Origin of the sequence: Aggregatibacter sp. HMT-949 (genome assembly GCF_041734645.1) — a bacterium.
Lineage (GTDB): Bacteria > Pseudomonadota > Gammaproteobacteria > Enterobacterales > Pasteurellaceae > Rodentibacter.
Map to the genome: position 1 here is coordinate 802,451 of NZ_CP162010.1, position 15,390 is coordinate 817,840.

General features: G+C 43.9%; 13 protein-coding genes. 5 read left to right on the forward strand and 8 right to left on the reverse strand.

Going from position 1 to position 15,390, the window contains the following annotated elements; translation table 11 throughout:
• Nucleotides 1-14: 14 nt before the first annotated feature.
• The 8 genes from AB3F25_RS03765 to AB3F25_RS03800 form a co-directional block, all read right to left on the reverse strand.
• Entirely contained in the window at nucleotides 15-1,913 is a 1,899-nt protein-coding gene (locus tag AB3F25_RS03765) for an FTR1 family protein (RefSeq protein WP_373604174.1), read from the reverse strand.
• 200 nt (nucleotides 1,914-2,113) lie between these two features.
• The gene (locus tag AB3F25_RS03770) at nucleotides 2,114-3,061 is read right to left on the reverse strand and encodes a ribose-phosphate pyrophosphokinase (protein ID WP_373604175.1); all 948 of its coding nucleotides are present in this window, start codon (nucleotides 3,059-3,061) and stop codon (nucleotides 2,114-2,116) included.
• 17 nt (nucleotides 3,062-3,078) lie between these two features.
• Nucleotides 3,079-3,993, reverse strand: a complete 915-nt coding sequence (ispE, locus tag AB3F25_RS03775; protein WP_373604176.1) for a 4-(cytidine 5'-diphospho)-2-C-methyl-D-erythritol kinase — start codon at nucleotides 3,991-3,993, stop codon at nucleotides 3,079-3,081.
• Nucleotides 3,993-4,613, reverse strand: coding sequence for a lipoprotein insertase outer membrane protein LolB (gene lolB / locus AB3F25_RS03780; RefSeq protein WP_373604177.1), 621 nt, complete (start codon nucleotides 4,611-4,613; stop codon nucleotides 3,993-3,995). Before lolB ends, ispE begins: the two co-directional genes overlap by 1 nt.
• A 65-nt stretch (nucleotides 4,614-4,678) precedes the next feature.
• Nucleotides 4,679-5,929 carry a multifunctional CCA addition/repair protein gene (locus AB3F25_RS03785; protein WP_373604178.1) on the reverse strand — a complete coding sequence of 417 codons (1,251 nt, stop codon included), beginning with the start codon at nucleotides 5,927-5,929 and terminating at the stop codon, nucleotides 4,679-4,681.
• Between the two features lie 51 nt (nucleotides 5,930-5,980).
• Entirely contained in the window at nucleotides 5,981-6,589 is a 609-nt protein-coding gene (locus AB3F25_RS03790; protein ID WP_373604179.1) for a TIGR04211 family SH3 domain-containing protein, read from the reverse strand.
• A 91-nt stretch (nucleotides 6,590-6,680) separates the two neighbouring features.
• Nucleotides 6,681-7,946, reverse strand: coding sequence for an inorganic phosphate transporter (locus tag AB3F25_RS03795; protein WP_373604180.1), 1,266 nt, complete (start codon nucleotides 7,944-7,946; stop codon nucleotides 6,681-6,683).
• 27 nt (nucleotides 7,947-7,973) lie between these two features.
• The gene (locus tag AB3F25_RS03800) at nucleotides 7,974-8,654 is read right to left on the reverse strand and encodes a TIGR00153 family protein (protein ID WP_373604181.1); all 681 of its coding nucleotides are present in this window, start codon (nucleotides 8,652-8,654) and stop codon (nucleotides 7,974-7,976) included.
• A gap of 140 nt (nucleotides 8,655-8,794) precedes the next feature.
• On the opposite strand from AB3F25_RS03800, the gene AB3F25_RS03805 reads away from it, so the two are divergent.
• From AB3F25_RS03805 to lolA, 5 genes are all read left to right on the forward strand, one after another.
• A complete protein-coding gene (locus tag AB3F25_RS03805) occupies nucleotides 8,795-9,889 on the forward strand; it encodes an inorganic triphosphatase (RefSeq protein ID WP_373604182.1) in 1,095 nt (364 codons plus the stop codon).
• A 46-nt stretch (nucleotides 9,890-9,935) separates the two neighbouring features.
• Nucleotides 9,936-11,312 carry a DNA repair protein RadA gene (gene radA / locus AB3F25_RS03810; RefSeq protein WP_373604183.1) on the forward strand — a complete coding sequence of 459 codons (1,377 nt, stop codon included), beginning with the start codon at nucleotides 9,936-9,938 and terminating at the stop codon, nucleotides 11,310-11,312.
• 76 nt (nucleotides 11,313-11,388) lie between these two features.
• On the forward strand, nucleotides 11,389-11,868 hold the full coding sequence (lrp, locus tag AB3F25_RS03815) for a leucine-responsive transcriptional regulator Lrp (protein ID WP_373604184.1): 480 nt from the start codon (nucleotides 11,389-11,391) through the stop codon (nucleotides 11,866-11,868).
• Between the two features lie 2 nt (nucleotides 11,869-11,870).
• Nucleotides 11,871-14,672, forward strand: a complete 2,802-nt coding sequence (locus AB3F25_RS03820; protein WP_373604185.1) for a DNA translocase FtsK — start codon at nucleotides 11,871-11,873, stop codon at nucleotides 14,670-14,672.
• 29 nt (nucleotides 14,673-14,701) lie between these two features.
• Nucleotides 14,702-15,334: an outer membrane lipoprotein chaperone LolA gene (lolA, locus tag AB3F25_RS03825; protein WP_373604186.1), complete on the forward strand. Its 633-nt coding sequence runs from the start codon at nucleotides 14,702-14,704 to the stop codon at nucleotides 15,332-15,334.
• Nucleotides 15,335-15,390 lie beyond the last annotated feature (56 nt).

Here is a 15,390-nt window from a genome sequence, read left to right on the forward strand (position 1 = left end):
ATTTGTCCCTACGTTTAATTCACTTTTTTGCTTTGATATTTCATCACTGCTAAAGCAAGAACGGCAGCGATAATTAAAATACCTTGTGGCACAAGGGTTTCCACGTAAGGATAGATGCCCAACCACGTAATTTCAGGTACACCGTTTATCAGGGTTGGTTCAAATAACTTACCTTCGATCAATTCCAGTACGGATTTACCGGCAAATACGAACGCCATTACATACATAAAACTGCCTGTGAACATAAAAAACGGTTTGAGCGGCAATTTCACCACAGTGTAGCGCATGATGAAGTAACAGACGGCAAGTAATAATGCGCCGACCAAAAAGCCGCCAAAAAGGTAGGTTAAACCGAGAGCACTTTTGGCATCGCCAGCTAGCGCATAGTAGAACAACACGGTTTCGGCGCCTTCACGATAAACTGCCAAGAAACTGGTGAACCACAAACCGGCGAGTGATCCTGCCGTCAATGCGGTGCTAATTTTGCCTTCCAAATAACGTTTCCAATTTTGCGCTTCCACTTTGGAAAGCAACCAGTAACTCATCATAAACAGCATAAATACAGCGATGATCATGGTGAAACCTTCCAACAGTTCACGGTTTTGTCCGGAATTTTCAAAAATAAGTTGAAAGAAAAACGCCGTCACTAGGCTGGCGAATAAGGCGACATAAACGGATTGGCGAATTACCGGCAATTTGTCTTGATGATTATTTTTTACTAAGTATGCCACAATCGCAGCAACGATCAGTAAAGCTTCCAAACCTTCGCGCAAAATAATCAGTAAACTATATAAGAACAACGACCAATCACTTTGTTCGCCACCTTGTAACATGTCAACCGCTTGGTTTAATCCGTCGGACAAGCCTTTCGCTTGCTCTTGTAACTTATCTCCTTGTTCGGCTTTCATTAAGCTTACAAGACGGGTGAAATAGCCTTCCAATTCGGCTTTGAAATTGCTATCGCGCGAACCGATTTTGTTTTCCATACCACTGTTTTCGAACATGTCGAAGTAAGTATCTTGTACGGCAAGAATTGCTTTTTTGTGTTCGCCTTTTTCATAAAGCATGATGGCTTGTTGAATATTTTGATTCACTTGTTTGGCGATGTTTTGCCAATCCTGTTCTGCTTGTTCGGTGGTTTGCGCCGCTTGCGTTGATTGACGGTTTTGTTCTTCGCGTGTGGTCGGTAAACTCGGTAGTTGCTCTTCAATATCTTGCAAAAGATTGGTACTTTGATAGGCAATTTCCATCATTTGATCTGCTTGTTCGCTTAAACGAATCAAATTATAGAATTGTTGGTTAATCGCGGCGGATTGTTCGGAAGAACGATGAGTACGAATTGCCATTTCCATTTCGGAATTTTTATAGCCTTCATATTGCGCTTGTTGGAAGGCCTGTTTGGCTTTGCTAAAATCCCCTTGCTGATAGGCTTCGATAGCTTGCGCCACGAGATCATCGATAGTTTTAAAGCTCTCTTGCCAATAAGGCAGAATTTGATCGTTTTGATAAACGCCATGTTGCCCATCGGCATTTAATTGATGTCCTTCCGTTAACGAAGGAAGAACCTCTTGTAGCGCTTGTTTTAAGCCATCGATTTTTGCTTGGATTTCATTGAGAGGTTTACCTTCGCCAATCATTTTACGGATTTCACCGAAGGCGGCTTCCATTTGATAACTTTTTTGTGCGGAAAAATTAATTCGAATTGGTCCTTCTAAATTTTCAAATACTTCAAAATAAGCCATTTGCACTTCCGTACGGGCATCATCAGGATTGTTTTGTTGGAGAAGGGCGGTGGTTTTATCCAATCGAGCGGTAATGTCTGCGACTCGTTCTTGGTAGTGATCTTGCGCTAAAGCAAGTTGTGAAAGGAAAAAAGTAAACAGCAACGCGCTATAACGAATTATACGCAACATTGAAAACTCCAAATGCGATTTGTTCTTATTTGAATTGTTATTATGCGTGAGTGAGAAAAAATCTCAAGGCAGATTTTATGGTTTTGTGATATTGATCAAATTCTGTGAAAAGATGGGAACGTGCGGGATATTTTTAAAACATTTTTAAAATGAAAAAAGGCATGGAAAAAATCCGTGCCTTTGAGTTTTTTTGAACCGAGTTAGTTGAACATTGCGGAAATCGATTCTTCGTTGCTAATCCGACGAATAGCTTCCGCGAGCATAGAAGAAAGGGTGAGCTCTCTCACTTTGCCGAGGGCTTTCATTTCCGGTGAAAGCGGAATGGTATCGGTGACCACAATTTCGTCAATCGCATCGCTAGCGAGATTTTTCGCTGCGGCGCCGGAGAATACTGCGTGAGTAGCATAAGCAAATACGCGTTTCGCGCCGCGTTCTTTAAGGGCTTCGGCCGCTTTGCATAAAGTGCCGCCGGTGTCGATCATATCATCTACAAGAATACAATCGCGATCTGCTACATCGCCGATGATATGCATGACTTGTGCAACATTTGCGCGTGGACGACGTTTGTCGATAATCGCCATATCTGTGTCGTTTAACAATTTTGCAACAGCACGGGCGCGCACGACGCCACCGATATCCGGCGAAACAACGATTGGGTTTTCAAGGTCAGTTTTTTTCAAAATATCGCGAATTAACACCGGCGAACCGAACACGTTATCAACCGGTACATCAAAGAAACCTTGGATTTGTTCAGCGTGTAAATCGCAGGTTAATACACGGTCAATCCCTACGGTGGAAAGCATATCTGCCACGACTTTTGCAGTGATCGGCACCCGCGCTGAACGTACGCGACGGTCTTGGCGAGCGTACCCGAAATAAGGAATAACAGCAGTGATACGGCCGGCGGATGCACGACGTAACGCATCCACCATGACGATTAATTCCATTAGATTATCGTTGGTTGGTGCACAAGTTGACTGGACAATAAATACATCTGCGCCGCGCACATTTTCGTTAATTTGAACTTGTATTTCACCGTCGCTGAAACGACCGACAGTCGCATCGCCTAGTGAAATATATAGACGTTCGGAGATGCGCTTTGCAAGTTCAGGAGTCGCATTACCCGCGAAGAGTTTAATATCTGGCATGTTGTGATAACCTCAGGTTAGATTGTAAATAAATTAGGGAGATAATATCGTTTCAGCATTTGGTGTAACGGAGAAACATTGAGTCCTTTCGCAACAAAACCGGATAATTCCGCCGGTTTTTGTTGAAAGCAGGCTTGTGCGTCGATTTCCCGATCAAATTCCGCGAACACGCAAGCGCCGGTTCCTGTTAATCTTGCCGGCGCATATTCTAGCAACCAGTTCAGGGCTTTTTCAACGTCCGCGTAATGATTTCGTACAACTTTTTCGCAATCGTTTTCGTATGGCGAATTAAGCAAAGTTTTTAGCGTGCGTTTTGGCGTATTTCGCACTAAATCGGGAGCGTTAAAAATTAGCGCAGTCGAAATAGAGCAGGCCGGTTTTAACACGACGAACCATTTTTCTTTCGGTTCGCAATAAGTGATTTTTTCGCCTACCCCTTCGGCAAATGCAGCATGACCGTGTACGAAAATCGGCACATCGGCACCTAGCATTAAGCCTATTTTAGCCAGTTCATGAACGGGCAAATTTGCTTTCCAAAGTACATTGAGCGCGACCAATGCGGTGCCCGCATTGGAGGAGCCACCACCTACGCCACCGCCCATAGGTAGGATTTTATCCAAATGAATATTTGCGCCTTGTTTGATTTGTGTGTTTTTTTGCAATAATTTGGCTGCACGATAAATCAGATTATCTTCAGTTTTAAGTCCGGAAATTTCGGGTGTAATTAGAATTTGATCGTCTTGTTCGCGAATGTCGATTTCAAGCCAATCGCCGAAATCAAGGAATTGGAAAAGTGTTTGTAACTCGTGGTAACCGTTTGGTAATTTGCCGTTAATATAAAGGAATAAATTGAGTTTTGCCGGGCTTGGAAAGCGGTTCGGTTGGTCAAGCTCGGGGGAGGAAAGCACGTGCGAAAATGAGTAAGTTTTCATTAAAATTCCCATTCGTCTACGCGAATTTTTAAGGTTTGAGAGGTATTTTGATTTTTCAGTAAAATATTTTCCGGCATAGCATTTTGCGCGTGATAACTTAAATAATCCGCTGTCCAGACGGAGCCGTCGAGCGGATAACTAAAAGCACCGAGAAAATGATTTTGGCCCACTTGGTAATCCGAATGCGGTGCTGGTTGGCCTTTCAACCAATAGGCCAAATGTTCCAGCGGTATATCCATGCCAATCATTTTTTGCAGCAATAATTTGGCATTACTCGCAGATTGTTGGTTGCCGTCGTGATCGGATACGGTCATGCCGTTTTGGTGCATTTCAATTAATAAACTGGATTTGCTAATTAAAGAATAAAGTTTCAATCTGTAAGAGCGTGGGTTTTGATACTGCCATTCAAAGCGACTGGAAAAACGTTCTTGCGGACTGATGTAGCCGATTTGCCCTTTGGCATGATAAGCGCGGATTTTTTCTATTTTTTGCAGATGTTGAAGCCAAGTTGTATCGCTTTTATCAAGATATTGCACATCGTTAGGACGTTCGAGGTCTGATGTACAGGCACCAAGTATTGCTGTGGCGAAAAGTGCGGTGAAAAATTTTAACTGTTTCATGATAATGCTTCGACCAAAAAATTGCGCGTATTGTAAGGAGTTAAATTTATCGAGTAAAGCTTGTTCTAACAGGCTTGATATGTATTCTTGGCATCACTTATCGCTTTGCTTCGGCGACGGGTTAATTCGTTGTGAATGCCTTCTTTTTCAAATCCATCGGCGATCACTTGTTGTACATCCGTTTGATTTGCGACGTTAAGCAGGACGTTAATGTAATCAATTTGTGGATATTCTTGATACTCAAAGCCAGTTCTACCGCGTGTGTCTGCAAGGCAAACGAGTAAAAATTCTTGGAAGCGTTGCGGTTTTCGCCATACATCAAAACGGTTAAATAATTTTATTATGGTTTCTGCACGAAGTTCAAAGGCTTTGTGAATATGCGAGTGATATTCGCAAGCCAATTCCGCCAACGCCTGATAATAATTTGGCACACGGAACCGCTTGCAAAGTTCGCGTGTTGGTTTAATGCCCGCTTGTTCGTGCCCGTAATGATGCGGCAAAATCTCTTTCGGTGTGAGTGCTTTACCGAGGTCATGACAAATCGCCGCAAAACGCACTGCGCCTTTGTTTATTTCCGGCTTGTCTTGCGTGAGTTTTACCGCTTGCTGCAGCACCAACATGGTATGTATAAAGCTATCGATTTCGGGATGATGTTGCGGCGGATTTGGCACGCCATAAAGCGCATTTAATTCAGGAAAAAGCACCTTTAATGCGCCAATTTGGCGAAGCATTTCAAAGTAAATTTCAGGATTTTTTTCGTTAAGCGCTTTTTCTGTTTCCAACCAAACGCGCTCGGCGGTTAAATGCGAAAGCTCGCCGCTTTCGGTAAGCGTTTTCATCAGCGCTAAGGTTTCCGGCGCAATGGTAAAACCTAAGTGATGAAAACGTGCGGCAAAACGGGCGACGCGCAACACGCGTAGCGGATCTTCGGCAAATGCGGGGGAAACATGGCGTAGAATGCGGTGCGCTAAGTCAGTCTTACCATGATAGGGATCGTGCAGTCGGCCTTGCGTGTCTAACGCCATCGCATTGATGGTGAGATCGCGGCGAATCAGATCTTGTTGCAGCGTAATTTCCGCGGAAAAATCACAAATAAAACCGGTATAACCGCAGCCGGATTTGCGCTCGGTTCGTGCAAGCGCATATTCTTCTTTGGTTTTAGGATTTAAGAAAACAGGGAAATCTTTGCCGACTTGTTGGTAGCCTTGCGACAGCAGCATTTCAGGCGTAGCGCCGACGACGACCCAGTCACGATCTTTAATCGGTAAGCCTAATAACTGATCGCGCACCGCACCGCCTACTAAATAGATTTCCATCGTTTTTCCTTAAAAAACAAGTGTCAAATTAATACTCAATGTGATGCATGATTATGCCCAATCATCACGACGTTTACGTCTCGGTAGAATATGCGGAATAATTAAGCCAAGTAACAAGCCGAAGCCCAATACGCAACCGCCATAAATAAACCATTGAACGGCGATTTCCCGTTTACCCGCATCTAGCACGGCTTCTAAATCGCGGTTTTTATTTTTGGTGATTTCAAGCTCGCGTTTGAGCTGAGCATTTTGTTCCAACAACTCGTTGCTTTGTTGCTCAGATTGTTTGGTTCGGCGTTGCATTTCCACGGTACGTTGTTGCCAATCGCTGTCTAAGTGATTGAGTTTTAAGGTCAATTCTTGAATTTGCGCCTTTAACTGCGGGTTTTCTAATTTGCTGCTTGGCGTTTTACTTAATTCAGCGGTTAGGATCCAAGCTTCACGGTTTTTGCCGTCGCGAATCAGGCTGTATTTGCCTTGTTGTTCCAATACATTGACTTGTTCGCCGGATTGAATCATACCGGCAATTTTGAATTGCTCGCCCGCACCGCGGCGAAGATAAGTGTTAAGATTTTCCGTGACATATTGCGTTTCGGCGTATGCGGAATTTAGCACCGCATTGAATAGCAGACCAGACAATAAAAGCTTCAGTTTTGACATGATTCTCCCTTACATAAAATGCTGAAAAATTCACCCTCTAATAGGATATTTATCGGATGAAAAAAGTGCGGATTAACCGCACTTTTTTATTTTATTGGTGAAAGACTGCCCGTAACGTATAGAAAATGACCGTCGCAAAGAATGCGCCGGCGGGCAATGTAACCACCCATGAACTGATGATATTACGAATAACCGTAAGATTTAACGCCGCGATACCGCGTGCAAAACCGATACCTAAAATTGCGCCTACCAGTGTTTGCGTGGTGGAAATAGGTAATCCGGTACCGGAGGCGACCACCACCGTCATCGCGGTGGCAAATTGTGCGGCGAAGCCACGGCTCGGGGTTAAATCGGTAATGCCGGAACCCACGGTCGCCATTACTTTTTGTCCCATGGTGATTAAACCGACCGCGATACCTAATGCGCCTAGCGGTAAGATCCACCAAGCAAGCGTGCCACCGGAAATGATTTTACCGCCTTCATTTACGATAGAAACCACCGCAGAAAGGGGGCCGATGGCGTTTGCCACATCATTGGAACCGTGCGCAAATGCCATTGCGCAGGCGGTTAATAACATTAAAATGCTGAAGATTTTTTCTACCGCACCGAAGGACCCTTTATTTACCGCTTGTGTGAAAGCTCGACTTTTAAAATAGAAATGGCAGAAGAGCATGCCGATAACACTGATTAGTAAGGAAATTATCAGCGTTTCGCTGTCAGACAGGTTTAATCCTACGTGTTTTAAGCCTTTTGTCATGGTTACGATACAAAGAACTAACACAGTGATTCCCATGTAATAAGGGCCGAATTTTTGTGCATTTTTAAGTGGTTGATCCGTATCAAAAATGAGCTTTTGCGTGCTGGCAAAAATTGCGTAAGCGAGAAGACCGGCAATCACCGGCGTGATGAACCAGCTGCCGACGATACTGCCGATATTCGACCAATCGACGGAACCCGGTCCGAGTGTAATGCAGGCAAAACCAATAATTGCGCCGATAATAGTGTGCGTACCGGAAACCGGCCAGCCCATTTTTGTGGCGATAAATAACCAAGCACCGGAAGCGAACAGTGCAGAAAGCATACCGAGCGCTAAAATATCCGGCGTATCTGTAAATTGCATCGGATCGATCACGCCGCTTTTAATGGTTTCCGTTACCTCGCCGCCGGCAAGATATGCACCGGCAGATTCAAAAATTAATGCGACAATAATGGCTTGTTTTGCTGTAATCGTGCCGGAACCGACCGAGGTCCCCATTGAGTTTGAAACATCGTTGGCGCCTATTCCGAACGCCATAAAAAAACCGAAAACGGCGGTAATCAATACAAGCCATGTTCCATATTGATGAATAACTTCCATAGTGAATTTCCTATGTTGATATTTTTATTATGAACGCGCCAGCATTAATTCGATGCGTGAGCCGACGCGTTGAGCTTGGTCAGCAAGCACACCGACCCATTCGATAATTTTGTATAAAAACATGACATCAATCGGATTGTAGCGGCTTTCGATGGTATAAAGCATTTTACGTAATTTAATTTGCATTTGATCAGTATCGTCTTCAATGCTATCGAGTTCTTGAATCATATTGTTGACTAAATTTAACTCTCTTCCCTTAAAACCGGTTTCCAGCAATTTGTCCATTTCCTCAATCACCAAATGTGCTTGATGAATAGAATCCAAGCTACGTTTCACATAGTGCAAAAATTCTTCCTGCATTTCTTCAGGAATGCCGAATTGGCGCCCGATCATACGTCCGGCAATGTCTTTTGCATAATTGGCGAGCTTATCTTGTTGTGTCACCAATTCTAATAAATCGGTACGATCGATAGGTAAGAACAAACCCCGAGGCAATTTCAAACGAATTTCACGTTTCAGAGTATCCGCTTCACGTTCGCGTTGGGAAATTTCCAAGCGGGTATTTTCCGCATTTTCCCAATCCTTTAAGAAGGTTTTTTCAAAAAAAGGAATTAAAAGATCGCAACATTCAGTCACTTTATCGGAATGTTTTTGCAAAGGTTTTAAAGGCGAATGGGCAAATAATCCGAGAATATTATTCATTGCCATAAGTGATTGACTCCATAAAAGGGGTAAAAAAATTCGTGCGCATATTACTTGATTTCAGCGCAAATTACACGAAAAAGATCTTGATTTATTTACACTTACTTGTATATTTAAACAGTTAAATTCAGTGGGGTTCACTATTTATGAATAATGAAATCGAACTTAAACTTGCGGTAACTTCAGCCTCATTCTCTTTTTTGGAACGACACCTACAACAATTCACTCCGCTAGAACACGGAAGCATTTTTCTCGGTAACACTTATTACGATTATTCCGATCATTTCCTTGCCAAACAAAAAATGGGCTTGCGCATTCGCCAAGAAGAGCAAACATTTACGTTGACCTTAAAAACCGACGGAACAGTCGCGGGCGGATTGCATAATCGTCCGGAATATAACTTATCACTTACCACTAAAGAAACCCCGACTAACAAACAATTACGTAAGTTATATCCTTTTCAACAATTACCGAATGAGCCGTTGCAAATCGTTTTTTCGACGGATTTTAACCGCACTTTTTGGTTGATTCCGTTCCGTCATTCGCACATCGAAGTGGCTTTTGACCAAGGCAAAATTATAGCAGGCGAACGTGAAGAGCCGATTTGCGAAATCGAATTTGAATTGAAAAAAGGCCGGGTCAAAGATCTTTTCGATTTTGGCGAAACCTTGCCTTTTATGCAAAATATTTATTTCAGCAGCGCCAGCAAAGCCAAGCGCGGTTATCGATTAGCTCGACCTTTTTCCGTCACGGATTGGCTTAATAAATGGCGTGATTTTTTACAAGCACAACGCGAAGCAAATGCGACGAATTTTCCTACGCCCTCCAATGCGGTGCTCGATCCGATGTCCGATGCGGGTTTCAATGCGGTGCCGGATTCGAGGTTCAATGCGGTGCTCGCCATGGAGCAAACTTTGGTGGAGGAAACGCTGGCTGTTCCGATTGCGTTTTTCAGCCAAGATTTTATGAAAACCGTCGAACGCGTGGGCGCGTTTTTCAATCTTTATCATTATTACGATGAAAACCCAAGAATAATTGAAGCAATGGCCAAGTCCAAAGACGTCACCGATTGGACTGATATTCTGAAAAGCAATCAATATTTTCTAAGTGAGATTCAGAGCCTGATTCGTTTTCACAGCGAATGCAAGGACAACGTTAAAACACTCGAAAAATTAACGATGCTTCTGCAAAGTCGAGCCTATTTTGATCGAATGATTCGACTGATGCGATTGGCGGTATAGCTTTTATTTTTTATTAAACAATCGAAAATAAATAAAGGAATAAAAAATGGCAAAAGCCCCGAAAACGGCTTATGTATGTAACGATTGTGGTGCGGAATTTTCCCGCTGGCAAGGGCAGTGTTCTGCTTGTAAAGCTTGGAATACTATCAGCGAAGTGCGTTTAATTTCCGCGTCCAAACCGAAAAATGACCGTTTCAGCGGTTACGCAGGTGAAACTCAAGCGAAAATTCAAACTCTTTCTGAGATCAGTTTGCAGCAAACGCCCCGATTTAGCAGCGGATTTAATGAGCTGGACCGCGTACTGGGAGGCGGTATCGTGCCGGGCAGTGCGATTTTGATTGGTGGTCATCCCGGTGCGGGTAAAAGTACGCTGTTACTGCAAGTAATGTGCGGTTTGGCAAAAAATATGACGGCACTTTATGTAACCGGCGAGGAATCTTTACAACAAGTGGCGATGCGCGCTAATCGCTTAGGACTACCGAACGATAAGTTAAATATGCTGTCGGAAACCTCCGTCGAGCAAATTTGTAACCTTGCTGATCAACTTAAACCGCAAATTATCGTTATCGATTCCATTCAAGTGATGCATTTGGCGGATATTCAGTCTTCGCCGGGCAGCGTAGCACAAGTGCGCGAATGCGCGTCATTTTTAACGCGCTACGCGAAAACGCGCCAAGCGGCAATTATTATGGTCGGTCATGTCACGAAAGACGGCACTCTTGCCGGCCCGAAAGTATTAGAACACGTTATTGATTGTTCGTTGCTTTTAGAAGGTGAGGCAGACTCGCGTTATCGTACCTTGCGCAGCCACAAAAACCGTTTCGGTGCGGTAAACGAATTGGGCGTATTCGGTATGACGGAACAGGGCTTGCGCGAAGTGAAAAATCCGTCGGCAATTTTTTTAAGTCGCGGCGATGAAATGACATCCGGTAGCTCTGTGATGGTGCTGTGGGAAGGAACACGCCCGCTGTTGGTGGAAATTCAAGCGTTGGCGGATCATTCCATGCTGGCTAATCCGCGCCGTGTTGCAGTGGGTTTGGAACAAAATCGTTTAGCGTTATTACTTGCCGTATTGCATCGCCACGGCGGTTTGCAAATGGCGGATCAAGATGTCTTTGTGAATGTGGTGGGCGGTGTGAAAGTAAGCGAAACCGGCGCCGATCTCGCCTTATTATTAGCGTTAATTTCCAGTTTCCGCAATCAGCCGTTACCGCAAGATTTAGTGATTTTTGGTGAGGTAGGGCTTGCCGGCGAGATTCGTCCGGTACCAAGCGGACAAGAACGTATCAGTGAGGCGGCAAAACACGGCTTTAAACGAGCGATTGTTCCATTCGGTAATAAACCGAAAAATGCGTTGGAAAATATGCAAGTTTTCACCGTAAAAAAATTGTCGGATGCACTTGCTGTGCTGGATAATCTTTAGAAATATATTGGCATACTGAAACTTCCGACAAAATTCGCTAAAATAGTGCGCACCGTAAATAGATTAACGTATAGAAATGGAAAAAAAGTTAAGCAAAGCATTGGATGCGATTGATATTAAAATTCTCAATGAATTGCAACGCAACGGCAAAATCTCAAATATTGATCTTTCTAAAAAGGTTGGGCTTTCGCCGACACCTTGTTTAGAACGCGTAAAACGCTTGGAAAAGCAAGGCGTAATTACCGGTTACCGGGCATTATTGAATCCCGAGTTACTGGATGCGCCTTTGTTGGTTATCGTAGAAATTACTTTAGTGCGCGGTAAACCCGATGTATTTGAAGAATTTAATGCGGCGATTCAAGCATTAGATGAAATTCAAGAATGTCATTTGGTTTCGGGCGATTTTGATTATTTGCTAAAAACCCGCGTAGCGGATATGGCAGCATACCGCAAGTTACTCGGCACGACCTTGTTACGTTTGCCGGGGGTGAACGATACGCGAACTTATGTGGTGATGGAAGAGGTGAAACAAACCAATTACCTCGTTTTAAAATAAAGATGATTAAACAAATTACAGAACGTTTTACGCCGAAGCAGTATCTCGGTGAATTTATTTTTGCTTTAACGGCACTTTTCGGGCTCTATTTGATTGTTGCCTGGTCAAGTTATACGCCTTTAGATAATTCTTGGTCTACCGCCAGTTATCAAACGGAAGTCGTCAATAAAGCCGGTGCGTTCGGTGCCTGGTTAATGGACGCTTTTTTGGTATTTTTCGGTTATGTGGGCAACGTATTTCCATTTTTATTTTTCTTTGTACCGATCTTCTTACTGAAAACCAAAGCGGTTCGCGCTTTATCCGTAACCAAAATTCTTTTGCGTAGTTTCGGTTTCATTATGCTACTCGTCGGCTTAACGACGATGGCAACATTACTGCTTTCCAATACGAATTACTATTTATCGGGCGGCGTATTGGGTGGAAGCCTAGTGGTTTCTTTTTATCCGACTTTAGGCAAATTAGGCTGTATTCTCGCCGGATTAGCGTTCTCGGTAATCGGTTTTATTTTTTGTTCCGGCACTTTTCTAATTCGCCTTATCGTGCGTTTCTATCGTTGGCTCACGATGAAAAATGATGAAGGTGAAAGTGTCGGCGAGCAAGGCAAAGAATCTGCGGATGAATTGGAACAAATCGTAATTCATAAGCCGGAAACGCTTGTCGTGAATAAAGATGAAGCGGAGGTGGTCTCTCTTCAAGAAGATGAAATTCTCGCAAAGGAAAATGGAAATGTGATCGAGCCGTTGTCTTCGGAAAAAGAGATCAATATCAGCGGATTGTCGAATGAAAGAAATATTTTACCAAATGCTTTGAAGAACTTGCCTGATTTTGATGAAAATTTTGCGGATTTTAAACGGGAAAACTTGGACGAATTGCCTAAAGTCAGTATTTCCGAGGGAGGTGCGTTATCGGCCCGGCAAAATTTTGCTTCGAGTCAAGAAAATATTTATTCGCCGATTCAAGTCGAAGAAAAAACAAATCTACTGGATTCTTTGCAAGAACCTGCAATGCCGAGGGTTTCTTTGGCATCGGCGACATCACAAAATAGCACCGCATTGGAAAGCAGAATGGCTGCGCCGGAAGAAGAGAGTGCAGATGATGAACTGGCTCGCCAATTTGCCGCCCAGGAGCGACAACGTTTAACGGAGATGGAACAACGGGCGAAAGTGTTAAATGCGGAAGAAGCGTTAAAGGTGGTTTTATCGGAACCGCAAGTGCCCGAGAGCACCGCATTGGAGGCAGACAGTACGCCTAACTATAAATCCTACGCTGATTCGTTAGTACATCCGGCGTTCCAACAACCGACCGCCAAACGGGAAAAACCAAGCACCCCATTGCCAAGTTTGGATCTTTTGGAACGTCGCCCTGCCCAATTGCAAGATATTACGCGTGAAGAAATTATGGACACATCGCGCCGCATTGAACAGCAATTGCGTAATTTTAATATAAAAGCAACGGTGCAAGACGTACTTGTCGGTCCGGTTGTCACGCGTTATGAACTGGAATTACAACCGGGTGTGAAGGCATCGAAAGTGACCGGTATTGATACGGATTTAGCGCGTGCATTGATGTTTCGTTCGATTCGTGTGGCTGAAGTGATTCCGGGTAAACCTTATATCGGTATTGAAACGCCGAACGCGCATCGTCAAATCGTGCCGTTACGCGATGTATTGGATAGCGCGGAATTTCACAATGCCAAGGCTTTATTGCCAATGGCATTGGGAAAAGATATTAGCGGTAAACCGGTGGTGGTCGATTTGGCCAAAATGCCGCACTTATTGGTGGCAGGGGCGACCGGCTCCGGTAAATCCGTGGGCGTAAATACGATGATTTTGAGCTTGTTGTTCCGCGTGCAACCGGAAGACGTGAAATTCATTATGATTGATCCTAAAGTGGTGGAACTTTCCGTGTATAACGATATTCCGCACTTGCTTACGCCGGTGGTTACTGATATGAAGAAAGCGGCGAATGCGCTTCGTTGGTGTGTGGATGAGATGGAACGCCGCTATCGATTACTTTCTGCTTTGCGCGTGCGTAATATCGAAGGCTTTAACGAAAAAATCGACGAATATGAAGCCATGAGGATGCCAATTCCAAATCCGATTTGGAAACCCGGTGATACTATCGATCAAATGCCGCCGGCATTGAAAAAACTCAGTTATATTGTGGTAATTGTTGATGAATTTGCCGATTTGATGATGGTGGCGGGAAAACAAATTGAAGAGTTGATTGCGCGCCTTGCGCAAAAAGCCCGCGCTATCGGTATTCATTTGATCTTGGCCACGCAGCGTCCGTCCGTGGATGTGATCACCGGTTTAATTAAAGCCAATGTGCCAAGCAGGATTGCCTTTACCGTAGCAAGTAAAATCGACTCGCGTACTATTTTGGATCAAGGTGGTGCGGAAGCCCTACTTGGTCGTGGCGATATGTTGTACTCGGGCCAAGGTTCATCAGATCTCGTGCGTGTCCACGGTGCCTTTATGAGCGATGATGAAGTGGTGCGTATTGCCGATGATTGGCGTGCACGCGCTAAACCGGATTATATTGACGGCATTTTAGATGGCACTGACGATGAGGAAAATACTGAAAAAACGGTCGCTATCGGCGATGAGTTGGATCCGCTGTTTGATGAGGTGATGGAATTTGTATTAAACACGGGTACTACGTCAGTTTCCTCTATTCAACGTAAATTTAGCGTCGGTTTTAATCGTGCCGCTCGTATTATGGATCAAATGGAAGAGCAAGGTATTGTGAGCGCCATGCAAAACGGTAAACGAGAAATTTTGGCGCACCGTCCCGATTATTAATTTCAATTCGACTTAAAAAGGAAAGTAAAATGAAAAAAACGCTGTTAAGACTCACTGCAATTCACGCTATCGGCGCGGGATTAATGGGCTTCAGTGCGGTGGTATTTGCTGATGCCGCGGGGGAATTACAGTCGCGTTTAAATCAAGTGCATGTATTAAGTGCCGATTTTACCCAAACCGTAACTTCCGCCGGCGGTAAAAACGTACAACAAGGTAGTGGCAAAATTCAAATTAAACGTCCGAATTTATTCCGTATGGATACTCAATTGCCACAGGAAACTCAAATTATTGCCGATGGTAAAACCCTTTGGTATTACGATTCTTTCGTGCAACAAGTGACTGCGCAATGGGTAAAAGATGCGGTAAACGACACGCCGTTTGTATTGCTTACTAGCAACGATAATAGTCATTGGAATCAATATTCCGTAACGCAACAAGCGGATACCTTTGTGTTAAAACCAAAATCGGCCAAGAGTAATATCAGACAGTTTGATATTCGTGTGGATAGCGGCGGTGTATTGAAAAATTTCAGCACAACGGAAAAAGACGGTCAAACTAACCTTTACGTGTTACGCAATATTACCAATCAAACTTTATCGGATAACTTGTTTCAATTCACGCCACCGAAAGGTGTCGAGTTGGATGACCAACGCAAAAAATAACTCAAAGAATAAAGGGCGTATTTTAAGTACGCCCTCAATTTTTTCCCAATTCATAG

What these genes read in the sequence shown, in the direction of transcription:
- AB3F25_RS03765 (WP_373604174.1), bottom strand. Translation starts at nt 1,913, where the DNA reads ATGTTGCGTATAATTCGTTATAGCGCGTTGCTGTTTACTTTTTTCCTT.
- AB3F25_RS03770 (WP_373604175.1), bottom strand. Translation starts at nt 3,061, where the DNA reads ATGCCAGATATTAAACTCTTCGCGGGTAATGCGACTCCTGAACTTGCA.
- ispE (WP_373604176.1), bottom strand. Translation starts at nt 3,993, where the DNA reads ATGAAAACTTACTCATTTTCGCACGTGCTTTCCTCCCCCGAGCTTGAC.
- lolB (WP_373604177.1), bottom strand. Translation starts at nt 4,613, where the DNA reads ATGAAACAGTTAAAATTTTTCACCGCACTTTTCGCCACAGCAATACTT.
- AB3F25_RS03785 (WP_373604178.1), bottom strand. Translation starts at nt 5,929, where the DNA reads ATGGAAATCTATTTAGTAGGCGGTGCGGTGCGCGATCAGTTATTAGGC.
- AB3F25_RS03790 (WP_373604179.1), bottom strand. Translation starts at nt 6,589, where the DNA reads ATGTCAAAACTGAAGCTTTTATTGTCTGGTCTGCTATTCAATGCGGTG.
- AB3F25_RS03795 (WP_373604180.1), bottom strand. Translation starts at nt 7,946, where the DNA reads ATGGAAGTTATTCATCAATATGGAACATGGCTTGTATTGATTACCGCC.
- AB3F25_RS03800 (WP_373604181.1), bottom strand. Translation starts at nt 8,654, where the DNA reads ATGGCAATGAATAATATTCTCGGATTATTTGCCCATTCGCCTTTAAAA.
- AB3F25_RS03805 (WP_373604182.1), top strand. Translation starts at nt 8,795, where the DNA reads ATGAATAATGAAATCGAACTTAAACTTGCGGTAACTTCAGCCTCATTC.
- radA (WP_373604183.1), top strand. Translation starts at nt 9,936, where the DNA reads ATGGCAAAAGCCCCGAAAACGGCTTATGTATGTAACGATTGTGGTGCG.
- lrp (WP_373604184.1), top strand. Translation starts at nt 11,389, where the DNA reads ATGGAAAAAAAGTTAAGCAAAGCATTGGATGCGATTGATATTAAAATT.
- AB3F25_RS03820 (WP_373604185.1), top strand. Translation starts at nt 11,871, where the DNA reads ATGATTAAACAAATTACAGAACGTTTTACGCCGAAGCAGTATCTCGGT.
- lolA (WP_373604186.1), top strand. Translation starts at nt 14,702, where the DNA reads ATGAAAAAAACGCTGTTAAGACTCACTGCAATTCACGCTATCGGCGCG.